Consider the following 23,564-nt stretch of genomic DNA (forward strand, 5'->3'; position numbering starts at 1 on the left):
CGGGATTGGTCACCGCGATAACGCGCATCCGGCTGTCGCATGGCGGACCGGCCTATGTGGTCCGCCTTCGATCATCTGATCGCGAAGAGTTTTGATCGAGCCACGCCTTCGCGATCTCCACATCCACTCCCGCGACCTCGATCAACTTATCCGGATTGAGGATTCGAAGACGCCGGTATTGAAATTGAACGATTCCCTCCTTCCGCAGGGAACTGAGGACACGGTTGACATGAACGAATGTCAGGCCCGTCGCATCGCCGATCTGTTCTTGAGTTAGGGGAAGCGCCATCTCTTCGATGCGGTTGCCGGGCCATTGCGCCCGATATCGCGTGAACAGCTCCAGCAGGAGATGGGCGACGCGCTCGCGTGCCGAGCGACGCCCGATACTCGTCAGGTGATCGAAGGCAAGATCGCGTTCGCGCGCTACAGATTGCGCGAGTCTCAAGCCGATTTCCGGGTCTTCCCGCAGGCGCGATTTCAGAACGGACATCGGAACGACGGAAACGACTACGTCCGTCAGGGCCTGCGCGCCGACGTTTGAGGGCATGTGACCGGACGAGAGCACCCCCAGCACTGCGCCTGGCAATGCGAAATGCACGATCTGTCGCCGGCCATCGGGAAGCAAGGAATATACCGCTATCCAACCGTCAAGAAGGTTGAACAAAGAACCGGTAGTGGACCCAATACCGAGGATTTCGTTGCCTGCGTCGAATTTTCGGTCGCCGGTCCTGAACCCCCGAATGAGGCGGTTTGCATCGATCGGAGGAGACACGGCGCCAAGCGAAGCAGACGTATGGGTGCCGTGACTTGAGAGCGTCAAAGCCTTCGATGATTGAGGAACAATGGCATTTTCGGCGTTTGAAGCGCCGTCTGCTGGGGGGTTGTTTGGCAGCAAGCTGCTCCAAGCGCCGTTGATCATGGCCAAATTGGCGCTTTGAAATGATCGGGCGGGCTCGGGGGAGAAAAAAGAGCGATCCAAGTTCATGTTGCACCTCCGGGGCGCGGAGCCCGTCTCGGTGGCTATCCGAACAGGCAATCAATCCTGACGTGAGGACCTGTGCGCCGACGCAGCTTTGCGCCGGGGATCAGGTGGGCGCGAACACGACAAATCTCCAGGAACCAGAGTGTTGATCCAATCTGGCGACAGGGTTTTAGCCGCGGAACGCCGCCTAGAGGATTTGATTTCGGGGTACGGGAGGGTCGCGGCCAAGAATGAACGACCGCAGGCAGGTTTGCCTTGGCGCAAATGATTTGGTGGTCCAGGAACCGATGATGGTGAGTCCGCCTTGGTAAGTGCATAGCGGTGCAAAGCACGGAGCGCAGATGGCTTTGCAGCAACTGGCGTCGGTCGGGCAGTCTTCCTGGGCCGCTGCAGAGGCCCTGAACTCGGCGTTCGCAAGCCGGATTTCGGTGCCGGACGGCGTGAAATCACCGTTATGCGCCATGGCTGGCCCGGCCTGGATCGCCAGAACGAGCATGCAGACCATCAGTGCTGCCAAATACCTGAGCATTCCTCGATTCCGCAATCGAACGGCTCGCCCTTTCAACATAGAGCGAATACCCCGATCCGGAACACATACTATATGTACAGCCACCTCAAATTGATTCAGATCAAGGTCCAGGGCGGAGGTTCGCGGCAGGGTGTCAATTCGTGTCGGGAACGCGACCAACCCGCCGGGACGAGGGTCGATGTGCTTGATCGAGGTTAAAGTGCGGCGCGCAAGGTGATGATTTCGTCACATCCAGAAACTTGTTCCAGCGGGTCACGCATGTCATCGATGGCGCTGTTGCGGGCAGATCGGAAGACCTGGGTTGCGGTTCTCGTCGCTCGCACTCGACGACGGACGATGCTGAGCCCATTCTTCGCAAAATGCGACGGAATCCTGCTGGTCGATCCGGTCACTCGCTGCCGCGACTATATGCCGAATGCCGACCGCACCAGTGAGGCGACATGCGCGATGATCGCGATCAGCAGCGCAACTAGACTCGTGTGCGGCTTCATCGCAGACGCGGACCGCGATCGGCTCGTGCTATGCGGAGTAGATGTGAGGATCGGTTCCTGCTCGTGTCCGGTCGACGATCTGGTTTGCGGATTCGAGGCGCTGCCACATGCCTAGTCCATGGGCCACAAGGGATCTGCCAAGCTCTCCTCAATAGCGCGCCGAATTGTGTCGACGGGGAGCGGCGTGTCCGTTCCCGATCAAAGCAGTGATGGCGTAGCTCCTCTGGCCACCGAAGCCCTCCACATTGATGTGCGAGAAGTCGAACCGGATCCGTCCAGGTTGGCCTTTTGGCGAACCGCGCAGGGTAGCCTCGTCGTTCCCGACACCTTAATCGAGATTAAAGACTCCCCCAGACGGCCATTGCTATCTCAACAGCAGTTGCCTCGCGGTCGGCTTACAGGCGGTGTCGCGGCACACATGCACCTGCCGAGGCCACGCGCGATACTGGAGGAGCAATATGGACCAGAACTCTGATAGGCAAACGGGCGGTAACGCTCAACGATCCAAGCTTACAGCGAGCAGCGTCGCCTTCTATGGCTTTCTCGCAATCGCCGCCTTTTACCTCATCACGGAGCATCGTGCTCACACTCTGGGCTGGTTGCCTTGGCTTCTCATTCTGGCTTGTCCGGTACTCCATATCTTCATGCATCGGAAGCATGGCGCACATGGACATAATCATCACGAAAGGCGTGCCGACCAAGATAGCCGCTGACCTCCAATGAATCAGCTTCAGATAGCGAGAGCGCAGCATGACCAACGGCACTTCGAATCGCGACATGCCAGATCCGAAACCCTTTACTCGCTGCGCGACTCGTCGTTGCACGGATACGAGCGAACGAGGGGCGACGGTGATCGACGCGGGTATCAGACAGCTTGGACCCGAACAGTGGCGCGAGCCGTTGGATTTGGCATCTCCTGAATTAAACGGCCTCGCGCCTCGTAGGAGGCTGCTGACATGGCTAGGCGACCACCTGCAATAGAGCTGCGTCACCTTAACACCTTTGTGGTCGTGGCCGAGCATGGCAGCTTCCGCAAAGCTGGGGCGGCCATCGGGCTATCGCAATCAGCGGTCAGTCGATGTATTGCTGACCTTGAGGATCAATTCGGCGCCTCGCTGTTTCACCGGCACACCTGGGGGATCTCGCTGACCCATGCAGGGCAACGGTTCCTTGGACGGGCAAGACAAATTCTCAAAAACGTTGACGACGGAGCCGAAGATATTGCTGCCATAGGGCGTTCTGAAAGCGGCTTCGTGAGGATCGGAATATTCTCATCGATTGCCTCGGGGTTTCTCGCAGAACTATTGCGTGCATATCATCGCGCGCATCCGAGGGTTCAGGTTGAACTCATCGATGGCAATCCTTCAGAGCATGTGGCGGCGATTCGCCAGTTTTCTCTTGACGTCGCCTTCCTTACCGGCACCCGCCTCTGGTCTGATTGCGACACCTCGTACTTTTGGTCTGAGCGCGTCTTTGCGGTTCTACCGGAGGATCACTCGTTAGCCGCGCGCGACGAGGTAGATTGGACCGACCTCGTTGATGAAACTTTCATCGTGAATGACGTGGCGCCCGGCCGAGAAATTCATGACTACCTGGTTCAGCGCTTGGCTGGTCTGGGGCAGCACCCCGAGATTACCGTCCATTTTGTCGGACGAGAGAACCTGCTCCCACTCGTGGCTCTGGGCCGCGGATTGACGGTCGTTAGCGAGGCGATGACTGCGGCTCAGTTCCCCGGCGTGTGCTATCGGGCAATTCTCGGGGAAATCTTGCCATTTAGCGGCGTATGGTCTCCACGTAATGACAACCCGGCCTTCCGAAGGTTGCTTAGCATGGCGCGTTCTATGGCAACGTCGTGGTCTCCGGGCTCGACAGGGTCAAACGCGGAATAGCGCGCCCTCTCCCGAGCCTGTGTAAGATGCAGGGATTGGTCGGGCGGCTCAAGAAGCCGCCCGACAGGCGTTACTTGCCACGATCGGCGAGCCATTTCTTCATCATCGCGATCTCGCCTTCCTGGGCTTTGATCACGTCTTCTGCGAGCTTGCGGACCTCAGGGTCGCGACCGTACTCGAGAACGACCTTTGCCATGTCGATAGCGCCCTGATGATGGGGAATCATGCCGCGCATGAAGTCAACATCGGCATCGCCTGAATAGTCCATCACCATGTTCTTCTGCATGCTTTCCATGACGGCCATGTAAGCCTTGGTCGAGAGTTCGTCCGCGGCGGACATGTCCATGCCCTGCATGTTCATGCCGGGCATATTGTGTCCCTGCATAGCGCCATTGTTATCCATCTGGGTTTGAGCAAGTGCCAGGCCCACGCTGATGGCGATTGCGCCACCTATGAAAATCGGGGTTAGCCTGTTCATCGTTTCATCCTCATCAGGTCGCGGCCGCAGGATAGCCGGCTTCTTCCAGAACGCGTTCGATATCGGCGATGGTCGCCGCCGTCTCGACCTTGACCGTGCGAGCGGCGGGGTCCGGCTTGACCGTAGCGTTCGGGTCGACGGACTGGATCGCCTTTGTCACCGACTTGGCGCAGCCGCCGCAGGTCATGTTTTCGATCTTGAGCAGCATGAGAAATCTCCTTTGTTCGGCTCTCATGCTGAACAAGATGGGCCTTCCAACGATGGTAAGGTCAAGGGTCACATGCAAGGATTTATTCTATTGACCTTCCTATCGTTGGAAGCCTGATCCTCCTCCAGAATTTGATTCTTCGAATAAGAAAGGAAGAGGCGATGAATGCCCCCGTCCGCACCAATGAGATGTCTGAAGCTATATCGCTGCCGATAGAGGGCATGACCTGCGCGTCGTGCGTTGGCCGAGTCGAACGAGCCCTGAAGGCTGTTCCCGGTGTCGAGGCCGCATCGGTCAATCTGGCTACGGAACGCGCGAATGTCACCACCAGATCATATGTTGACAAGGCAATTCTGATCGAGGCGATCGAGAAGGTCGGCTATTCGGTACCGTCCCAAGCCGCAGGGCCGACCGGCCTCGTAGAGCTGTCGATCCAAGGCATGACATGCGCGTCGTGTGTCGGGCGGGTCGAGCGCGCCTTGAAGGCTGTTTCAGGGGTTACCGAGGCAGTGGTCAATCTGGCCACGGAACGGGCCACGGTGCGCGGCGGCGCCAACACGGCTGAGTTGATCGCCGCCATCGCAGATGCTGGCTACGAAGCCGAGGTAGTGCGCGCAAATGCCGGCCCTGACCACGAGGATGCAAATGCCGAGCAAGCGGAGAGAAAGGAAGCGGAGCGGCGCGAACTGGCCCGTGATTTCACGATGGCTGCGGTGCTTACAGCTCCAGTCTTTCTCATGGAAATGGGATCCCATGTCATCCCAGGCGGTCGTGCATTGATCGAATCGACAATCGGCATGCAGTGGAGCTGGTACATCCAGTTCGTGCTGACGACCCTCGTGCTCTTCGTTCCGGGCATTCGCTTCTATGACAAGGGAATTCCAGCCCTCTGGCGGATGGCGCCCGACATGAATTCACTGGTGGCGGTCGGTTCGCTTGCTGCCTACGGCTACTCCTTGGTTGCAACCTTCGCACCGGGCTTCCTCCCGCCTGGAACGATCAACGTTTATTTCGAAGCTGCGGCAGTCATAGTCACTCTCATCCTGCTTGGCCGCTTGCTGGAAGCCCGTGCCAAAGGGCGCACGTCCGAGGCGATCAAGCGGCTGGTCGGCCTTCAGGCAAAGACTGCGCGGGTTCGCAGGGATGGCAAGACGGTCGACTTGCCGATCGGTTCGGTGACTTCCGACGACATCGTTGAGGTTCGCCCCGGCGAACGCATTCCCGTCGATGGTGAAGTGGTCGAAGGTGATAGCTATGTCGATGAGTCGATGATTACCGGAGAACCTGTTCCGGTCTCGAAGGCGATCGGTAGCGTGGTCGTGGGCGGCACTGTCAACCAGAAGGGCGCCTTCGCTTTCCGGGCGACGGCGGTCGGCGGGGATACGGTTCTGTCGCAGATCATCCGTATGGTGGAGGAGGCACAGGGTTCCAAACTTCCCATCCAGGCGCTGGTCGACAAGGTAACCATGTGGTTTGTGCCAGCGGTCTTTGTGGTAGCGGCGTTCACTTTTGCTTCCTGGCTGTATTTCGGGCCGTCGCCCGCCCTCACCTTCGCGCTGGTCAACGCTGTCGCCGTCCTGATCATCGCCTGCCCCTGCGCCATGGGTCTGGCTACGCCGACGTCCATTATGGTCGGCACAGGTCGCGGTGCGGAGCTGGGGGTCCTCTTTCGCAAAGGCGAGGCGCTCCAGTTGCTGAAAGACGCCAGTGTGGTCGCCGTGGACAAGACGGGTACGCTAACCGAAGGAAAGCCGGCCTTGACCGATCTGGAACTTGCCGCAGGCTTCGACCGACCCGAGGTTCTGGGTACGGTGGCTGCTGTCGAGGCGAAATCGGAACATCCAATCGCGCGGGCGATCGTGGATGCGGCCGCTGCGGAAGGCGTTCGGATGCCGGCGGTGTCTGACTTTGAATCGGTAACAGGCTTCGGTGTGAAAGCTTTGGTCGAGGGTCGGCGCGTCGAAATCGGCGCTGATCGATACATGGTCGAGCTCGGTCATGACGTTGCGCAGTTTAGCGAGACGGCCGAACGTCTCGGTAACGAGGGTAAGTCGCCGCTCTATGCTGCGATAGAGGGAAAGATCGCGGCGATCATCGCAGTGGCCGACCCGATCAAGGAGACCACGCCCGCCGCAATCAAGGCGTTGCACGGTCTTGGCCTGAAGGTTGCGATGATCACCGGGGACAACATGCGCACCGCCAAGGCCATCGCCGCTCAACTCGGGATCGATGACGTGGCGGCGGAGGTGTTGCCGGACGGCAAGGTTGATGCGGTTCGCCGTCTCAAGGAACAATATGGCAAGGTGGCCTTCGTCGGCGACGGAATCAACGACGCCCCGGCCTTGGCGGAGGCGGATGTAGGTCTCGCCATTGGGACGGGCACGGACATAGCAATCGAAGCCGCCGACGTCGTACTGATGTCAGGCAGCCTGCAAGGCGTGCCCAACGCGATAGCGTTGTCGAAGGCGACAATCGGCAACATTCGACAGAACCTATTCTGGGCATTCGCTTACAATACGGCGCTCATCCCTGTGGCGGCGGGCGCGCTTTTCCCCGGATTCGGTATCCTTCTCTCGCCCGTGTTCGCGGCGGGCGCGATGGCCTTGTCGAGTGTGTTCGTGCTGGGCAATGCCCTGCGGCTTCGTCGCTTTCGGGCTGCTCATTAATAAAGGGTGACGCCGCCTGCCAAGGACGGTGTCCACTACGAAGGGAAATCGCTCATGAACATTGGACAAGCATCCAGAGCATCCGGCGTTTCGGCCAAGATGATCCGCTACTACGAGCAGACCGGCTTGATACCACGGGCAGATCGTACAGGGTCCGGCTATCGGGACTACTCAGATACAGACGTGCATATGCTGCGTTTCATCCGTCGCGCACGCGACCTTGGCTTCTCCGTCGCTGAGATCAACGGACTTCTGGAACTGTGGCGGGACGAGTCGCGCCAGAGTGCGGAGGTCAAGCGGTTGGCCGAGGGTCATATCGCGGAACTTGAGAGAAAGATCCAAGCCCTGCAGGAAATGGCACAAACACTGAAGATGTTGGTTAACGCCTGCCGTGGCGACCATCGCCCTCACTGTCCAATTCTTATGCGCCTGGAGACCGATGAGGAGGACGAGGATGTGTCGATTAGACCGCGCAAAGGCGCAGTCGCTGGCATTTCCGAATGAGTGCCGCTTTTGGGCGGCACTCGCTTGCGGGTTAATAGAACCGTTGCCTGACGCCGAGGGCGGTGTTGGTCCGTGCAATGGAAAACTCGGCATTCTGTGTCAGGCCAGACAATGCGCGAATGGCGTCGATCGTATCAGGAATAACGATCGCTTGATTGTCCACCATGTAGGCGTAGAAGAGCTCATCCCGCTCGGTGCGCAGCATGTCCTCCCATAGCGCGACTTCATATAGGTTGCCGAACGGCCTATGGAGGTCAGCCATCAGTTCCTTGATCGTGTTGATAGCGGTGAGGCCGTCGGCCGTTCGTACCAGAGCTATCCGGGACGACGCGCGGAATGCGTCAAGGACTTCCTCCTTCTCCGCATTTCGCGTGAGCTGCACCGACCAGTAGTGCAGATGTGCAATTGTCTCCGGCACCTTCACGGCCATGGTCACGACATCCAGATCCGGGTCGACTTTCTGGGCATCTGGACCCTGATGGCTAGGTATCTCGGGCTCGGGAACGAGCGTATTCATTATGCCGCCAAGGTGGCTTTCCCAAGGGTCCGTTGCCCGTCTCAGCAAGGTGCCGCGAGCGCGCTTCAGCAGACCTGCCTGCTTCAGAGCGGTCAGCGTTCGGACGATAGACGTGGTGTTGCACGACACGACGCGGGTCGCATCACGTCCGACCGCACTGGCGAAGGAGCTTTCGGCGACAAAGGAATGGCCTGTGACCGAATGCTTTTCGCCGCCATGGACAATGAACTTGATGCGGCGAGATTTGTAACGCTCGACGTTTGCTGCGGCGACGTGCTTCGGAGTGCAATCGACAACGATGTCGGCTTTGTCAAGGAGATGATCGAGCGTGCCAGAAACCTCAAACCCCGCGTCCTTCAGGCTGAGAACAGCTTCTTCCGAGGCACCGTACAGGGTGACGTCCTTTTGGCTGAGGGTTCGCAAACGCCAGTCGCCGACGACATCGCACACACCTGCGAGCTCCATGTCCTCTTGTCGAAGCACCGCGTCCACGACACGTTTGCCAATAACGCCGAAACCGTTCACCGCGACGCGAACAGAAGTTCTATGTGTCATTTTGCTCTACCTTTTTCGTGATCTAGCGCCGTCGCGTCCTTCAGCAATGGCGGAAGGTGGATAGGTCAGGCCGGCAATTAGGGGCGTGCTTTATCGGCCGGCGGGCCAAGAAAGCGAGGGATGAAGCCGGGGACATCCCGCATGTACCGCTCATATTCGCCGCCATGCTCCGCAATTGCCTGCCGCTCCTCAAAACGAGCGAGGCGCCAGTACATGACGACCAGGAAAGGAAACATTCCCAGGGTCAGCAGTGTGGGCCATTGCAGGAGAAAGCCGAACAGGACGAGCACGAAGCCGGCGTACTGCGGATGACGAATCCAAGCATATGGCCCGCTCGTGGCAAGTATCCGAGTGCGCTGAGCTTCATACAGCACCTTCCAGGCGGCCGAGATGAGAACGAATCCCCCGCCGATGAAGACAAAGCTCGCTATGTGGAACGGTCCGAAATGTGGATTGGAGCGCCAGCCAAAAAGTTCTTCCAGAAGATGCCCGGCATCGTGCGAGAACCAATCGATGCCGGGATAGCGCGACTGCAGCCAGCCCGAGATGAGAAATATCGTCAAGGGAAACCCGTACATCTCGGCGAATAGCGCGACGATGAAGGCGCTAAAGGCCCCGAACGATCGCCAATCGCGGGTTGTCGAGGGTTTGAAGAATGAAAATGCGAAGAAAATGAAGACCGCTGAGTTGAGAATTACCAATGACCAAAGGCCGTATGCAGGAACCTCGCTATCCATGGTGCAGTCTCCGGGGGTGATGCGTATAGATGTGGCGTCCAGGCGATTTGCTGTTGATCCCAGCATGCGCTGCCGAGCACCGTGAATCTTTGATGTGGATTAAGTTCTGGCTCGGCCCCAAAGCTCCCGTCCGTGATCTCGTATGCGTGGGCACGCGCTGCTGGTGGTCAAGAGTTCGAGACAGAAGTTGCACGCCCTTCGGAACCGACCAGCGTTTCGAGAGTTCAGTACCCATACCATGTAGGGGTATTGGCATGTGCGACAAAGACAGGAGCAGTATTCTGACCTCTCTTAACCGAATTGCCGGACAGGTCCGCGGCGTCGGTCAGATGGTGGAGGATGAGCGTTATTGCATCGAAATCCTTCATCAGCTTCATGCAGTAAAAGCCGCTCTCTCGAAGGTCGAAACTCAAGTGCTGAAGGCCCATGCGGCTTGTTGCGTTGAAGAAGCGATCATCTCGGGCAATGCGGAGGTTCAGCGACGAAAGTTTGATGAATTGGTCGACGTTTTCGCGAAGGCCAAGCTCTAGGCGTGCAAGCGATGTACGGGTTCGGAGTAAGCACGCCGGGCCATATCGCATGACAACGTCGTTCCGGGACGTGATGTCGGTGCCCTTGATACCAAGGTAATCAAGCCGCTTCGTTAGCTGGTCCGGCTGGTCCTTCTTGAGGAAGGCCAACAAAGAGCTGATCATGAAGGTGTAGAAAATCTCCGCCGATGCATACGAGCGCATGATGTCAATAATCGTTTCGCGATTGACGTGACTGTCACCGCACTGGTCGAGATTAAACAGGACATTTTTATATCGGCCCTGTTCAAGAAGGCCCTTGATCCGGGGATAGGCGACTTCAAAGAACTCGTTGAGGTATTCGACGCGCAGATGCAGCCTCGGGCACGTTGCGGCGATGTCAGCCTGCATCGGCGCGACATGCCCCTTCAGAAGCTCGACGGCATCAAGGCTGGCGTCGTTGAAGATCAGCAGGCATTCGACCTCAATCATGCCCAGGCCCTGCACCGTGCGATGAGTGTTTACTGCTTCCACTGCGCGCTTCAATTCTTCGATGAAGATCAACGGCGAGCCAGGGGAGCCGCATTGGTAGCGGCCACCGCCTGCGAAACCGTCGACGATAGCAAGCCGAAAGCGTTCGCGCTGGGGAAGCTTGCAGCGAACAGTCAGATAGTCGAAGACGTATTCACGCAGGATCTTATGCTTGCGTTTGGAGTGGTCTTCAAGTTTTGCGCCATCCGGCCCTTCGTACTGTTTCCTCGTCATTTCGCCCCCAAGTCCCCTGTTCTTATGCGGCCGGCTGAGGCGCTATCGGCATCTCATCCCAAGTTCGGCCTCGATACTCGCGTCCGTTTGCCTTTTTTGACCGCTTTTTGTTGTCCTTGCCCCATGTACCCCACTGCTTGAAGAAGAACGCCGTCCCTGCCGTTTGGCAATTGGTGTAGATTTCATCGATCCATTCTTCACGGATGGGACGAGCGGATTTCCCACTTTCACCGCCCACGATTGCCCAATGGATTTCACTGAGGTCGATGGTGCCGACGGCGTCGATCAGAGGCTCGAATGATATGAAGCGGATCGCAGCAGGCGCTTTCCGCAGATGCTCGATCCGTTCGGCTACAGCAGCGTTTTCGATGCTGGTCCCAAGCCACACGTTGGGCAGAACCTCGCCTATCTTGCTGGCCACCAGATCGGCCATTCTCTCTGGCCGTTTCGTGAGTATCTGATAGTTGTGGTGCGGCGTCTCGCGCATGATTTGCCATACATCGAGAATGAAGTCGTCGCTGACCTGTTCGTGGAACAGATCGCTCATGGAATTGACGAAGATCTTGCGCGGGGGTGGCGTCGCCTTAACCGCCTGTTTTAGCCGACTTGATATTCGGATTGTCATGACCGAATTCCCTGCCGCCCACTTCAGACGCCACCGCTTTCCTGCCGAGATCATCACCCATGCGGTCTGGCTGTATTTCCGATTTCCGCTCAGTTTACGCGACGTCGAAGATCTGTTGGCCGAGCGCGGCATCAACGTCTCATTCCAGACCGTCTCGGAATGGGCGGCGAAATTTGGCTTGAAGTTCGCCAATCAGCTCCGACGCCGCTCACGAGGCCAGTTTGCCGACAAGTGGCAGCTCGATGAGATGGTGGTGACGATCAAGGGAAAGAAATACTGGCTGTGGCGCGCCGTCGATGCCAACGGCTACGTTCTCGACGCCCTCTTGCAAAGCCGAAGGAACAAGGCAGCAGCCTTGCGTCTGATGCGCAAACTGCTCAAGGGTCAAGGTATCGCCCCGCGCGAGATGCTGACCGACAAGCTGCGTTCCTATTCGGCTGCGAAGGCGGATTTGATGCCGAAGGTCGAACATCGCTCGCACAAGGGATTGAACAACCAGGCTGAAAATTCCCATCTTGCTGTGCGACGACGAGAGCGGCGCATGATGCGCTTCAAGTCCGCGCGGCAATGTCAGCGTTTCGTCTCCACTCACGGCCAGATCGCCAATCTCTTCCTTCTTCACCGCAAAGACTTGACCGCCGCAGACCATCGCCAGCTTCGCACTCACGCCATCTCGACCTGGCGGGAAATCGCTTTGTCGATTGATGCGTGAAGTTCAGGTCGAAGAGACTACCGCATCCCAAACTCGGTTAAGGCGACGCCACCCCTGGAGCTTATTCGTCGGGCAGCTAAACGGCACTGGTCAGTCGACGTTCGGCGCAGCCCCCGGGCCGCCTTCAAGCTCTTGGATAAGAGCCTTCATCTCAGCAATTTCTCGCTTTTGAGCCTCAATGATGCCGTCGGCAAGTTTTCGGACTCTTGGATCCACAATCTTTGCTCGGTCAGAAGTCAAGATTGCGATGGAGTGGTGTGGTATCATCGCCTTCATGTAATCCACATCGTCAACCGTCACCTGGCTGCGAAGGAGGTACAGCGACCCCGCAAAAACCACGGCGCTTACGGCGAAAATTGCTATGTTGGCGCGCCGATTACTATACATTCCGAGCATGAATAACAACATGATGACCGCCATGCTTGCTCCCATGTAGAGAGCCGCAAACGACCTTGTTTCGCTGAAAAATAGGTGGTCTGCAGAGAATGTGTTAAGATACATCAGGCCAAACATGACCACCGTCGAGACGGTGATCATTGCAAAGAATCGCTTGTAGGACATTCATCAACCTCTTGGATACGACACGATACCTGAGAAACAACTCTCCCATGGGGGAAGGTTCCTGCTGCAAGAAAAAAAAGTCGATCATCAGGTTAAGAGGCAGGTTCTTGGTGGCATGAGAGGCGGCCGATGAATAGGAATTGTAATGGTACGGGCGGATACCCCATTCGATTAGTGCATAGATAATGTACGAATTACCAGAATGAGCCCGAAAAAGAGGAATAGCAAGACTGCAATAAAGGTCAGAGACCGTCTTGCTCGCCGAACGACTATCGGTCGAAGACTGCGTCTCATGCGTCTGCTATAAGAATTCATAAGCATAACCCTAAGAAATAGGTTTCCTCTCGGACGCGTCAGTTCTTTCAATCTGTATCAACGCTTGTGAAAGTGATACCTACTTTTAGTCCGTGTGGGCAGTGAACAATTTGTGGTCGCGCGCCATGAAGCTCTGCGATTGCTTTGACCATACTGAGACCCAGCCCAGAGCCGGATGTGGTCCTGCTTTTCTCAAGACGATAAAATCGCTCAAAGACCTTTTCATGCTCTTCCTCGGGTATACCCGGGCCATCATCGGAGACGGTTAGGCGGATTGTATCCGCTTCACGCTGAACTTCCAACGAGATCGTGGTACCAGCTGGGGTGTGTCTCAGCGAATTTGTCAGTAGATTTGCTAGCAATTGCCGTATAAGCGCCGGATCACCGAGTATAAAGCAGTCAGCTTCCTCGACGATAATTGAAAGGCTGTAGCCAGATTCGATAGCAACAGCCTCGTAGGCCTCGTAGAGTTCAAGCGCCAGGGCTTTAAGATCGAAGTAGATAAAATTTGTAGTGCGATTGCGAGCTTCGATCTGCGCTATTCGAAGAAGCGCGTCGAAAGTGTTGGCAATAGACTGTAGCTCAGAGAGTGCCAGGTCAATACCTGCCTTTATCTCTTGAGTGTTGGTGAGCTGCAGGGCATCGTTAAGAACTAGAAAGGTACGAGCGATGGGGGTTCTCAGATCGTGCGCGACATCTGTGGTGACCTGCTTCATGGCGAGAACGCTTGCCTCGAGACGAGCCAGTGCCACGTTCACTTCTGTCGACAGCACATCAATGTCGTCCATCCGGGTCGAGACAGGAAGCCGCTTGGAGAGCTCGCCATGCCCTATTTCGTGAGCTGTGCGGCAAAGTGTGGAAATTCTTTTGCGATTAATATAAGCCAGCAGAGCAGCGCCAGGAATGCCCACTGCGACGATCATCGCAGTTGCCCAGCCAAAGCTTGTCATGACGATCCCGGACAAGTGATCCGTATCGCCGTAACTGATACCGACCGTTAGGTCATATTCTCCCAACGATCCGCGGAACAATTTATAATGGGAAGTGGCCGCAAGTAGCCCACCAGGGGGCTGAACTGAAAAGCCTTGAGGAACATTCGCTAACTCAGCGTTACCAGCAATTGATGAGCCAGAGGGGTCGCGGAGGGTGTAAACTGTTTCTTCACCTCTGATGGCGGGCCCATGGCTCTCAATCATTTCGATGGCGCCGGCAATTCCTTTTGCCTCATAGGCGGAAGAAATTTCCCGATACCGTTCCATTACGTTCGCGTTCAGCCGATCATCAAGAAAGCCCATCACCATCTGGTACGCTATGGTGTTGGCGACCAGATAAGCAGCTGCGAAGAGACCGATGTAAATGGCAGCAAGCCTGTCCGCCATCAACGCCTATGAGACAGAACTGGTTTAATTGAGAAGAGAGGATTTTCGGCTCATCGTAGCTCATTCAAAGGAAGCGAAGATGAGACAGAAAACCGGGCCGCAGACATCGTCGGCCGAGAAGACGATCAAGGATATTCGCCGCGCGACGCGCAAGCTGCATTCGTCGGAGGAGAAAATTCGCATTGTGCTGGAAGGTCTGCGCGGTGAAGACAGTATTGCCGCGATCTGCCGCCGCGAAGGGATCGCCGAGAGCCTGTATTATAGCTGGTCGAAGGAATTCCTCGAAGCTGGCAAGAAGCGGCTTGCTGGTGACACCGCCCGTTCGGCCACCAGTGACGAGGTCAAGGCGCTGCGCCGTGAAAGCCGCGACCTGAAAGAGGCGCTGGCCGACCTCACCCTGGAAAACCGCCTGCTTAAAAAAAGCATGATCGCGGATGGGGGCGACGAAGAATGAGATATCCCGCCACCGAAAAGCTCGAGATCATCCGGCTTGTCGAGGGGTCTCATCTGCCAGCCAGGCAAACCCTCGACAAGCTCGGCATTCCAAGACCAACCTTCTATCGCTGGTATGATCGCTTCCAGACCCACGGTGTTGAGGGGTTGGAAGACCGGACATCCGCGCCGTCACGGGTGTGGAACCGTATCCCCGACGATATCAGGGATCGCATCATCACACTCGCGCTCGATCATGCCGATCTGTCGCCACGCGAGCTGGCGGTGAAGTTCACCGACATGGAAAGCTATTTCGTCTCAGAGGCTTCGGTCTACCGCCTACTCAAGGCCCATGACCTGGTCACCTCGCCAGCCTATATCGTCATCAAGGCCAACAACGAGTTCAAGGACAAGACCACGCGGCCGAACGAGATGTGGCAAACCGACTTCACCTACCTGAAGGTCATCGGCTGGGGCTGGTTTTACCTGTCGACCATCCTCGACGATTATTCCCGCTACATCATTGCGTGGAAGCTGTGCACCAGCATGAAAGTCGATGATGTCACCGACACGCTCGACCTGGCACTGGCCGCCTCAGGCTGCGACAAGGTCAAGGTCGAACATAGGCCGCGCCTGCTGTCCGACAACGGTCCGTGTTACGTCGCTTCCGATCTCGGTGAATGGCTTGAGAAATACAAGATTGACCAGGTCCATGGCGCTCCCGGCCATCCGCAAACACAGGGCAAGATCGAACGCTGGCATCAGACGCTGAAGAACCGCATCCTATTGGAAAACTACTTCTTCCGGGAAGACCTCGAAGCTGAGATCGCGGCTTTCGTCGAGCATTACAACCATCGCCGATACCACGAGAGCCTCGACAATCTCACGCCCGCCGACGTCTACTTCGGACGCGGCCAAACAATCCTGCTCGAACGTGAAAGGATCAAACGAGAAACCATCAGACAGCGCCGCTTGAACCACCAGGCCAAAGCGGCTTAAATTAACCAGCTAACCGAGCCCGAAACTCCATTCTTCCAAAGCCCAAAAAGTCTCAAATCATTCGACGACGGACAACTGCTCTGGACGTATTCTTGATCCTTTACCTGCAAAAGCTTGGCTTCCGTTGGGTCGAAGCGCTGGTCATAACTTTGCTCGGCGTTATCGCCGTCTGCTTTGCGGTTCAGATCGCTCTTGCCGATCCGGATTGGGGTCAGGTGATCCTCGGCTTTGCTCCAACGACAGAGATTATCACCAATCCCGACATGCTCTATCTGGCGCTTGGCATACTCGGTGCGACCGTTATGCCGCACAATCTCTACCTCCACTCCGGTATCGTGCAGACGCGGGACTTTGGCGATACGTTGCCTGAAAAGCGCGAGGCTCTGAAATTCGCGACGATCGACTCTACCGTCGCATTGATGTTCGCTCTGCTCGTCAATGCTTCGATCCTCATTCTGGCGGCCGCTACGTTCCACGAAACCGGGCGGACTTCGGTCGCAGAACTGGGTGAGGCTCATAGTCTGCTAGCCCCGTTGCTCGGTTTGGCCGTCGCACCGACATTGTTCGGAATCGCCCTTTTGTGCTGCGGTATCAATTCAACGGTGACGGCAACGCTTGCGGGTCAGATCGTGATGGAAGGGTTCCTGAAGATCCAGCTTGCACCTTGGCTCCGCCGTCTGATCACCCGGGGGATCGCCATCATACCCGCAGCAGGGGTCACGATAGCTTTCGGAGACAGCGGCACTGCCCAGCTTCTGATCTTGACCCAGGTCGTGCTTAGCCTCCAACTATCCTTTGCGGTTTTCCCACTGGTGATGTTCACAGCCGACGCAGATAAGATGGGAGAGATGAAGGCACCTCTATGGCTTTCGGCTTTGGCCTGGATCATCGCAATCGTGATCGCTTTGCTGAACCTGAAGCTGTTGGTCGATTTCGTTTCCTGATGCGTTCGCACCGAGCTGCCCATCACTTCCGGAGGACTTTCACGCACTCCGCGAGCTGGCGGGCAGCCTGATGTGACCCTCACGAACTTGGCGATTGCGACCCCTGATGCAGTCTCTTGGTCTGGACGATCTGTGCGACTTGGAGCTCGCCACCAATCGCCCCGATCATTCAGATCGGTACCAAGTGGGATCGCCGTGTACTCAGTATTTGGGCAGTGAAATGCTGTAGTCAGTCGTGCTCGGTGGTGCACATATCGTGGTTTGCCAAGGCCCTGATCACATAGCAATCGCGCACTTGATTCGAATGGCAGTGTGTTGAGATCCGTTCCAGCTCGGCTTCCAGCTTCTTCAATCTCTCGATCTTCTGTCGGATTGTCACAAGCTGTTCGGCAGCTATCTTGTCGGCCTCTGCACACGGCTTTTCGGGATGTTGGCTCAGCTCTATAAGCTCGCGAATAGCTTCGATCGTCAATCCAAGGTCGCGGGCATGTCGAATGAATGAGAGGCGTTCCTGCTCGGTCTTCGAGTAACGTCGCTGATTGCCCTCAGAACGTTCCGGCGGTGAGAGCAGCCCCATCTGTTCATAATATCTGATCGTTGGTACCTTGACACCCGTGGTCCTGGACAGATCTCCAATGGTGAGCATGCTACCTCCCTCTCCAAATGCGGCAGGTGCAGGCCGCGACAAATTAGCCCATCACGCGAACCTGAACCCTCGAACAACCGAGAGGTATGTAAGCAATGGCTCGGAACATGTGAGGATTTATAAATGGCAAATCAAGCAAAACGTTGGTGTGTGGCAGCCACTGCATTTCTTTTCGCCGGTCAGAGCGGCGCCTGGGCTAACGTGACAAATGAACCTCATCAAATCGACTACGACGCCTTGACTATCGAACATGCCGAACTGGTCTTAGCGCCGGACGGGGTCACGGATAAAGCATATGTCACTGTCTACAATGGTACGCCCGATGACATGGCGATTGTCTCTGTCAACGTCACAGGGTACTCGACTGCAACACTCGTGAGCCCGATGGCCAAATCCAAGGGCTTCGAACAAGTGCCGCTGTCGGACACCTACGTCGTGATCCCCCGAAAAGCGGAACTGGACATGGGACAGGATACGGTTTTCATTTCACTGATGCGAAATTCGGGTCCTCCGAAAGCCGCAACGATGACGCTAAAATTCGATGACGGTACCTTGCGTGCTGTCCCGCTTGATATTCTTGCTCCAGATGCCGCGGAAACTAATCATCACCATGGAGAACCAAATCGCGAATAAAGGCTACTACAAAACCGAGAGTTGACGCCTTTTCCTTGCGCCGCACCCCGTCAGGAGTTCGTGGACGCATGCTCGTTTTTCGTCTGAACTACCGACGCCGCCACAAATACAATGGCACCGCAAACGATGAACACATCTGCAATATTGAAGGCAGGCCATGACCACCCGGAGGCGTGGAAATCCAAATAGTCGGTAACCCTCAAGTTCATCAAACGATCAACCACATTTCCGCTCGCACCCCCAGCCATGGCCGTTATGGCCATTCCCTCCAGGACACTGTTGGCGAATACTGCCCAAATGACGATTCCGACTACGATGCCCCCTTGAAGTGTGGCGAACAAACGGGGCGCTGACACGATGGTGTCCGAAAATAACCCGAAGCTAACGCCCGTGTTATAGGTGAGTTTGAGGTTGAAAAAAGAGGTCAACTCGATTGTTCCAGTCGGGGTTGCCAGAAGCTCCGCCATGACGAATTTGACGGACAGATCGATACCGCAGATTGCGGTAACCCCGAGGACGATGACGGTAAGCCTGAACATGGCTTTTTTCGAGAACAGCATTTTCGGTTCCAGACTGAGCACGCTCTTACATTCGCTACGATTTGGCAGATTTGCCGCGAGCGGGATTTCACGCTCACTTGGTTTGCCATGCGGCCTCTAGGAACTAGAGCTTCAAGTGCAAAATTTTGTGCCAGTTGCTGCATCAAGGAAAAGTGTAGTGGCGGCCGGGGCTCATCATCTGAGCTAGGGCGCCAATCATTGCGAGGTTTCACCTCGTCAGGCACCCGGCTGACTGCTGCAGGATCGGCCGGTCTAATTTGTCACCTCGATTAGCGAATGCCGCTGACCGCTGTTGTGTCTCGACCGTCCCTGATCTTCACCCATTTGCCAGGATTGCGGGAATCCTGACGCTTGAGATATGTATATTCTGTTTCCGACCAATTTCTGATTTCACCACGCAAGTTGTCGAGAATGAAATCGCCTATTTCCGACCGCACCGTCAAAACAGCATGCCCGGATCCGTCCGGTTGAAGTACAACTGTGATCAGCAGATTGGAGACCGCGATCCCGCGCCTCATCAAAAGCTTGCGCTTCAGCAGAGCAAAGTCCTCGCAGTCGGCTGCGGTGGTAGGATAATTCCAAAATTCCTCGACGCCATAGATCTCGATATCCTCGATAGCCGGAATTGTATTGACGACCTGGTTGACCTCAACGAGGCTATTCCAGATTTCCTCTGTGAGCTTCAGGCTTGCGCGATCTGCAGCGTTAGGCTGGCATTCTTCGGGATATCTTTTACAAAATTCGAAGTGGCCGATCGGTTGCGACGTCGCCCCGGCGACAGGCATGGAATCCCATGTTGCCGCTTCCGGTTTCCAAGCGGCGCCTGTCGAAATGAACGTTATGGCGAAAATTGCGAGCAGGAATCTGAAGGTCATAACTCGTCCCTATGTGTTGGGACGAGTTATGCGGATCGAACACGATCATCACGCAAAGAAATTCAGTGCAATTTTATCGGCCTGTGTCGAATTCAGGCACTTTTTTATGAGATCGCCAGCTTGTGAACGACAGATAGGCCTCTATGCCGATCCAGCCCCCAAGGCCGATGGATGAGACGATGCCCGCGATGGCCTCGAAGGAGTCATGTCCTATGCCCCAGCAAACGACGGCAAAAACAGCCTTGACGAACACAAATCCCACCAGCGAAAACGCAGCGATCATGCCAAGTTTTTTCGAGATATGTGCGACTGAACCGATCATATCTCGACTCTAGAGGCTATGGTCACATACGGGGAAATCAATTCTTATTGTCTGCGTCCTCCATTGTGCGGCGGTGCCTGTGCACCAGCTTCAGGCAATCTCAGACAGGTTAATTGTGACGTGTGATGATGTCGCGGCTTGGAAAATCGATTCGGATTTTGTGTATGGCACTGCTGTTGGCAGTCGCTATTGTGAGTCCGCATGGATCAGTCGCACGGGATCTCATCTCCGGGGCGACGATATCCAGAACCGTCCATCAAGGGACTGCGTCTGCTGGTACCCACGCGAAATGCCAGCATCTGGTCGAGCATTCTCACGAGCTTCTGGCTTGCCTGCAGGAAAGCGCTGCAATTTCGGAACGAATGCTCTCTGCCTACAGAGTTTCACCAAATCGGTTCCGTGTCTTTGCAGGCATTGATCCCCTTGATCCTCCTCCCCGAGCCTGATCTTACCGTTAATACCGCCCGGAGATCGTAACCAGGTGTCTGCTGCGTTGGACTATGTCCAACACGCGGCTTGAAAGCGGCTCTCATCGACTAAGGGATCGAGCACTGTCCAATCACGCCTGAATGCGATGGCAGCACAGCGATCGGTGGAGGCTCCCGGCGTAGCTCCGGTTGATCCTCATGGAGATTAGTAAATGTGGAAGATTGCATGCTCCGGAGCGTGGTGTGTCTTGGTGTGCTTGGTTGCTGTCTACGCTGGTTTCCAGTGGGCCCCAGCGCCCAAACAGGTTGAGACGCAGTCTCCCGGGCTAACCGAACATGAGGTGGTCAAATCGGCGATGGTGACCGTCCCGATTATTCGGGAGAGAAAGGTCGACGGTTACGTCGTTGCAGAAGTGACGTTGACCGCAAATGCCGAGGCACTGCGTGCTAGTCCCAGCCCGGAGGCAGAACTGACGGACGAATTGATCGCGACACTGTTGTCTGGACCGGTGCTCACAGACCCCGAATTCGCCGCCGATGCCTTAAGGTTAGATCTGGTGGCGCGGATGAACAAGCGGATTGGTCTGCAAGCCTACTATAAAACTCTGATCACCAAGCTCGATTACCTCACTGCAGCAGATCTGGAGCGGATGCGCACCTCCGGAGCAAACCCAATGAAGGTAACCCCGCTGGTTGATAAATCTCTGCTCGATGTTGTGCCTGGTCCCGTGCCCAAAGATGAGTAGATGGTTGGGTGGGAGGAGCGTTTAGCCTTTCCTGGGGCTGCCCCTTGTAGCTCTAGTTACTTGAGGTCCTATATTTGTACCGGTGGCTAAGGGTTTGTTCGATGCGGCGTCGTGCGGTCGTGCCCCCCTTCCTGTATTGCCGGCTGCCGTGGTGCGCTCGGCACCTTATTGGTGATGTCGGCACGGTTTCATTGAAAGCGCGAAGAGTGACGAAATGAATTGGTTTCAGAATTTGAATCGGCGAGCACTTCTGATCGCGCGGAATGCCTGCCTTGGAGCCCTTATAGCTATCCCCCTATCCGGATGTGTTTCAGACATGGGGCTAGACGACCTGTCCAGCATGGCCCCCGAACTGTCGAGCAAGATGCTGGCAGAGATGTCAAAGAAGGGGATGGCAGCAGAAAGCCCCGTCCTGATCAGGATCTTCAAGCAGGAAAGCGAGCTCGAGGTCTGGAAGATCGACCGAAGTGGGCGCTACGCGTTGCTCAAGACATATCCGATGTGCAGGTGGTCCGGGAAGCTAGGTCCCAAGGTCAAGGAAGGTGACCGCCAAGCGCCAGAGGGATTTTACCACGTTTCAAAAGGCATGCTGAATCCTAAATCGCAGTACTATGTATCTTTCAACCTGGGCTATCCAAACAGGCTTGAGACGGCACTCGGCTATACCGGCGAGGCGCTGATGGTCCACGGTGCTTGCTCCTCTTCCGGTTGCTTTGCGCTGACAGACCAGGGCGTTGGTGAGATATATGCAATCGTCGCCAAGGCACTTTCATCGGGACAGGAGCGGTTCCAGGTTCAGGCCTATCCTTTCCGGATGACGACGGAAAACATGGCGCTGCACAAAGACAATCAAAACCTGTCGTTCTGGCGGACTCTGAAGGAGGGATACGACTATTTCGAACTGACCCGTCAGCAACCAAAAGTCTCGGTGTGTGGTCGCCGCTACATGTTCAACAAAGAGTTCGTGGGCGGAGAGCCCCTTGACCCACTGGAGGCTTGCCCCGCAAGCGCCGCTTCTCCTGATCCTGCTCTGATAGCCCGCATGGCCGAAGAAACCCAAAGGCTTGAGGCTGCGCTTCAACAGGCCGGCGGCTCCACGGTGTCGTCCTATGTGGATGGCGGGATGCATCCAAGTTTCCGCGCACTCCTTAAGAAAGAGGGTCCGGCCCGACTTGCGGCTCGCATCTCGGGCACAAAATATCCGGTTAGCAGACCAGATGCGGCGCTGGCTGACCCCTTCGAGAAAAAGAAGGCCAGGTCCGGCGACGGGGTGACTACCCCAAGTGCGGGAGATTGAATTATGGCCCAGCCCGATGAGCGGATTAAGAAGATACGACGCAATAACTGGATTGTGTTGGCAGTGCTCACGATTTTTGTTGTGGCGGTGTTTTTCTTGAGCTTCTCGCATATTGGTCGAGAGGCAAGGCCTGAACCCAACGGAACCGTAACCTCCCCAGCCGTTGATGGGTAACGACGATCTTGCTTGAGGAGAATACAATGCGGACCAACATCCTGATTATAGGGGCGGGGCAAGCCGGGCTCGCTGCGGCATACGCCTTGAAGAGGCAGGGCCTGAGCTTCTTGATTGTTGATGCTGGCACAAAAATCGGCGACAGCTGGCGCAACAGATATGACAGCCTCACACTTTTTACACCTCGCTGCATCAGCGCGCTCTCGGGTATGCCCCTGGTTGGTGATGCAAATGGCTATGCTGGAAAGGATGAGTTTGCTGACTATCTGCGGCGGTATGCTTCCTTCCATAAAATTCCGGTCAGCAGTTCGAAGAAGGTCGTCCGACTTGAGAAGGCAGGCAGTCTCTTTGTGGCGTCAACGCAAGACGGCAATCGTCTCACAAGTCATATTGTCATCGTTGCCACGGGGGCATTTTCAACACCGCGAATTCCTGGATTGTCGAAATTGCTACCTGCTGACATTCAGCAGATGCACGTAACCGAGTTCCGCAATCCGGGCTCGGTGGCGGAAGGCCCTGTTCTTGTAGTAGGAGATGGCGCGAGTGGCAGGGACGTGGCAATCGCGATGGCTGGGTTTCAAAAGGTGCTGCTTGCACGCGGGCGAAAGCGCAGACTTTTACCGGAGAAGGTCCTCGGACGCAGTTTGTGGGTATGGCTGGGGCAGCTCGGCCTTCTCCAGGCATCCGCGCAGGGGATCATCGGACGAAGGATGAGGCGTGAGGATCCATTTCCTGCTCGCGGCAATGACGATGCTTCACTCAGGCGGTCGGGGGTAATCCTGAAGCCGAGACTGGCTGCGATCCATGATCGCAGGGTAAGTTTCGCCGACGGATCGAGCGAGAACATCAGATCCATAGTTTGGGCGACAGGCTATGCCGATGAGCTCCCTTGGATTGAAGTCGAAGGTGCGGTGGATGCTCGGGCTGCCCCAATTCACTCCAACGGGATTTCGCCTGTTGACGGTCTCTACTATGTAGGACGTCCATGGCAGCGGAACCGTGCCTCTGGCCTGATCGCGGGTGTGGCTGACGATGCGGCCTTCATCGTTGAGCATATCCGTCAACGGTGCCTGCGAAGCCTCTAGT

General features: G+C 56.2%; 24 protein-coding genes and 3 pseudogenes. 13 read left to right on the forward strand and 14 right to left on the reverse strand.

Going from position 1 to position 23,564, the window contains the following annotated elements; genetic code table 11:
* Positions 1-52 precede the first annotated feature (52 nt).
* Positions 53-985: a Crp/Fnr family transcriptional regulator gene (locus BTN45_RS25190; protein WP_225246838.1), complete on the reverse strand. Its 933-nt coding sequence runs from the start codon at positions 983-985 to the stop codon at positions 53-55.
* A 184-nt stretch (positions 986-1,169) separates the two neighbouring features.
* Complete coding sequence (locus tag BTN45_RS25195; protein ID WP_142174938.1) at positions 1,170-1,499, reverse strand: hypothetical protein; 330 nt, start codon at positions 1,497-1,499, stop codon at positions 1,170-1,172.
* Between the two features lie 961 nt (positions 1,500-2,460).
* Between BTN45_RS25195 and BTN45_RS25200 the strand changes: the two genes are divergently transcribed.
* Together BTN45_RS25200 and BTN45_RS25205 are read left to right on the forward strand one after the other, a co-directional pair.
* Complete coding sequence (locus BTN45_RS25200) at positions 2,461-2,715, forward strand: DUF2933 domain-containing protein (protein WP_080843331.1); 255 nt, start codon at positions 2,461-2,463, stop codon at positions 2,713-2,715.
* A 243-nt stretch (positions 2,716-2,958) separates the two neighbouring features.
* Positions 2,959-3,891, forward strand: a complete 933-nt coding sequence (locus tag BTN45_RS25205; protein WP_207591906.1) for a LysR family transcriptional regulator — start codon at positions 2,959-2,961, stop codon at positions 3,889-3,891.
* A 70-nt stretch (positions 3,892-3,961) separates the two neighbouring features.
* Here BTN45_RS25205 and BTN45_RS25210 read toward each other — a convergent pair whose 3' ends face one another.
* Both BTN45_RS25210 and BTN45_RS25215 read right to left on the reverse strand, forming a co-directional pair.
* Positions 3,962-4,369, reverse strand: a complete 408-nt coding sequence (locus tag BTN45_RS25210; RefSeq protein ID WP_112828959.1) for a DUF305 domain-containing protein — start codon at positions 4,367-4,369, stop codon at positions 3,962-3,964.
* A 13-nt stretch (positions 4,370-4,382) separates the two neighbouring features.
* Positions 4,383-4,577: a heavy-metal-associated domain-containing protein gene (locus BTN45_RS25215; protein ID WP_080843334.1), complete on the reverse strand. Its 195-nt coding sequence runs from the start codon at positions 4,575-4,577 to the stop codon at positions 4,383-4,385.
* Positions 4,578-4,738: 161 nt separating this feature from the next.
* Here BTN45_RS25215 and BTN45_RS25220 point away from each other — a divergent pair, with 161 nt between their 5' ends.
* Together BTN45_RS25220 and cueR are read left to right on the forward strand one after the other, a co-directional pair.
* Positions 4,739-7,243, forward strand: coding sequence for a heavy metal translocating P-type ATPase (locus BTN45_RS25220; RefSeq protein ID WP_142174936.1), 2,505 nt, complete (start codon positions 4,739-4,741; stop codon positions 7,241-7,243).
* A 54-nt stretch (positions 7,244-7,297) separates the two neighbouring features.
* A complete protein-coding gene (gene cueR, locus BTN45_RS25225; RefSeq protein WP_080843336.1) occupies positions 7,298-7,747 on the forward strand; it encodes a Cu(I)-responsive transcriptional regulator in 450 nt (149 codons plus the stop codon).
* Positions 7,748-7,778: 31 nt separating this feature from the next.
* Here cueR and BTN45_RS25230 read toward each other — a convergent pair whose 3' ends face one another.
* Positions 7,779-8,819 (reverse strand): type II glyceraldehyde-3-phosphate dehydrogenase, encoded by a 1,041-nt coding sequence (locus BTN45_RS25230; protein ID WP_080843337.1) that lies wholly within the window; start codon positions 8,817-8,819, stop codon positions 7,779-7,781.
* A gap of 77 nt (positions 8,820-8,896) precedes the next feature.
* Positions 8,897-9,556, reverse strand: coding sequence for an isoprenylcysteine carboxylmethyltransferase family protein (locus tag BTN45_RS25235; RefSeq protein WP_207591907.1), 660 nt, complete (start codon positions 9,554-9,556; stop codon positions 8,897-8,899).
* Positions 9,557-9,810: 254 nt separating this feature from the next.
* On the opposite strand from BTN45_RS25235, the gene BTN45_RS25240 reads away from it, so the two are divergent.
* Positions 9,811-10,086 carry a metal-sensitive transcriptional regulator gene (locus BTN45_RS25240; protein WP_097136800.1) on the forward strand — a complete coding sequence of 92 codons (276 nt, stop codon included), beginning with the start codon at positions 9,811-9,813 and terminating at the stop codon, positions 10,084-10,086.
* A gap of 153 nt (positions 10,087-10,239) precedes the next feature.
* Here the strand turns inward: BTN45_RS25240 and tcmP are convergent.
* Together tcmP and BTN45_RS25250 are read right to left on the reverse strand one after the other, a co-directional pair.
* A pseudogene (tcmP, locus tag BTN45_RS25245) lies at positions 10,240-10,830 on the reverse strand (three-Cys-motif partner protein TcmP); the annotation flags it as partial.
* A 22-nt stretch (positions 10,831-10,852) separates the two neighbouring features.
* Positions 10,853-11,401 (reverse strand): annotated as a pseudogene (locus BTN45_RS25250) (phage Gp37/Gp68 family protein); the annotation flags it as partial.
* Positions 11,402-11,453: 52 nt separating this feature from the next.
* Here BTN45_RS25250 and BTN45_RS25255 point away from each other — a divergent pair.
* Positions 11,454-12,167 carry an IS6 family transposase gene (locus BTN45_RS25255; RefSeq protein WP_207591908.1) on the forward strand — a complete coding sequence of 238 codons (714 nt, stop codon included), beginning with the start codon at positions 11,454-11,456 and terminating at the stop codon, positions 12,165-12,167.
* A 90-nt stretch (positions 12,168-12,257) separates the two neighbouring features.
* Here the strand turns inward: BTN45_RS25255 and BTN45_RS25260 are convergent, their stop codons facing one another.
* Both BTN45_RS25260 and BTN45_RS25265 read right to left on the reverse strand, forming a co-directional pair.
* Positions 12,258-12,728 (reverse strand): DUF305 domain-containing protein, encoded by a 471-nt coding sequence (locus BTN45_RS25260; RefSeq protein WP_112828944.1) that lies wholly within the window; start codon positions 12,726-12,728, stop codon positions 12,258-12,260.
* Positions 12,729-13,090: 362 nt separating this feature from the next.
* Positions 13,091-14,422: an ATP-binding protein gene (locus tag BTN45_RS25265; protein WP_207591909.1), complete on the reverse strand. Its 1,332-nt coding sequence runs from the start codon at positions 14,420-14,422 to the stop codon at positions 13,091-13,093.
* A gap of 79 nt (positions 14,423-14,501) precedes the next feature.
* Here BTN45_RS25265 and BTN45_RS25270 point away from each other — a divergent pair.
* Both BTN45_RS25270 and BTN45_RS25275 read left to right on the forward strand, forming a co-directional pair.
* A protein-coding gene (locus BTN45_RS25270; protein ID WP_111794956.1) for an IS3 family transposase occupies positions 14,502-15,853 on the forward strand; the annotation gives its coding sequence in 2 pieces (ribosomal slippage) (positions 14,502-14,838 and positions 14,838-15,853; 1,353 coding nt in all).
* Between the two features lie 74 nt (positions 15,854-15,927).
* Positions 15,928-16,797 (forward strand): annotated as a pseudogene (locus tag BTN45_RS25275) (Nramp family divalent metal transporter); the annotation flags it as partial.
* 229 nt (positions 16,798-17,026) lie between these two features.
* On the opposite strand, the gene BTN45_RS25280 reads toward BTN45_RS25275, so the two are convergent.
* Positions 17,027-17,443 carry a helix-turn-helix domain-containing protein gene (locus tag BTN45_RS25280; protein ID WP_035228718.1) on the reverse strand — a complete coding sequence of 139 codons (417 nt, stop codon included), beginning with the start codon at positions 17,441-17,443 and terminating at the stop codon, positions 17,027-17,029.
* A gap of 123 nt (positions 17,444-17,566) precedes the next feature.
* Here BTN45_RS25280 and BTN45_RS25285 point away from each other — a divergent pair, with 123 nt between their 5' ends.
* Positions 17,567-18,076, forward strand: a complete 510-nt coding sequence (locus BTN45_RS25285; protein WP_035228721.1) for a hypothetical protein — start codon at positions 17,567-17,569, stop codon at positions 18,074-18,076.
* 50 nt (positions 18,077-18,126) lie between these two features.
* Here the strand turns inward: BTN45_RS25285 and lspA are convergent, their stop codons facing one another.
* From lspA to BTN45_RS25300, 3 genes are all read right to left on the reverse strand, one after another.
* Positions 18,127-18,636, reverse strand: coding sequence for a signal peptidase II (gene lspA, locus BTN45_RS25290; RefSeq protein WP_246751772.1), 510 nt, complete (start codon positions 18,634-18,636; stop codon positions 18,127-18,129).
* Positions 18,637-18,905: 269 nt separating this feature from the next.
* Positions 18,906-19,421, reverse strand: coding sequence for a transglutaminase-like cysteine peptidase (locus BTN45_RS25295; protein ID WP_207591910.1), 516 nt, complete (start codon positions 19,419-19,421; stop codon positions 18,906-18,908).
* A 163-nt stretch (positions 19,422-19,584) separates the two neighbouring features.
* On the reverse strand, positions 19,585-19,833 hold the full coding sequence (locus BTN45_RS25300) for a hypothetical protein (protein ID WP_037094252.1): 249 nt from the start codon (positions 19,831-19,833) through the stop codon (positions 19,585-19,587).
* A 640-nt stretch (positions 19,834-20,473) separates the two neighbouring features.
* On the opposite strand from BTN45_RS25300, the gene BTN45_RS25305 reads away from it, so the two are divergent.
* The 4 genes from BTN45_RS25305 (at position 20,474) to BTN45_RS25320 (ending at position 23,563) form a co-directional block, all read left to right on the forward strand.
* A complete protein-coding gene (locus BTN45_RS25305) occupies positions 20,474-21,007 on the forward strand; it encodes a hypothetical protein (protein ID WP_207591751.1) in 534 nt (177 codons plus the stop codon).
* A gap of 214 nt (positions 21,008-21,221) precedes the next feature.
* Positions 21,222-22,304 carry a murein L,D-transpeptidase family protein gene (locus tag BTN45_RS25310; protein ID WP_169594716.1) on the forward strand — a complete coding sequence of 361 codons (1,083 nt, stop codon included), beginning with the start codon at positions 21,222-21,224 and terminating at the stop codon, positions 22,302-22,304.
* A 3-nt stretch (positions 22,305-22,307) separates the two neighbouring features.
* Complete coding sequence (locus BTN45_RS25315; protein WP_157951666.1) at positions 22,308-22,478, forward strand: hypothetical protein; 171 nt, start codon at positions 22,308-22,310, stop codon at positions 22,476-22,478.
* A 26-nt stretch (positions 22,479-22,504) separates the two neighbouring features.
* Complete coding sequence (locus BTN45_RS25320) at positions 22,505-23,563, forward strand: NAD(P)/FAD-dependent oxidoreductase (protein WP_207591753.1); 1,059 nt, start codon at positions 22,505-22,507, stop codon at positions 23,561-23,563.
* Position 23,564: the final 1 nt, after the last annotated feature.

The organism is Rhizobium sp. ZX09 (genome assembly GCF_017357485.1).
GTDB classification, from domain to species: Bacteria; Pseudomonadota; Alphaproteobacteria; order Rhizobiales; family Rhizobiaceae; genus Agrobacterium; species Agrobacterium pusense.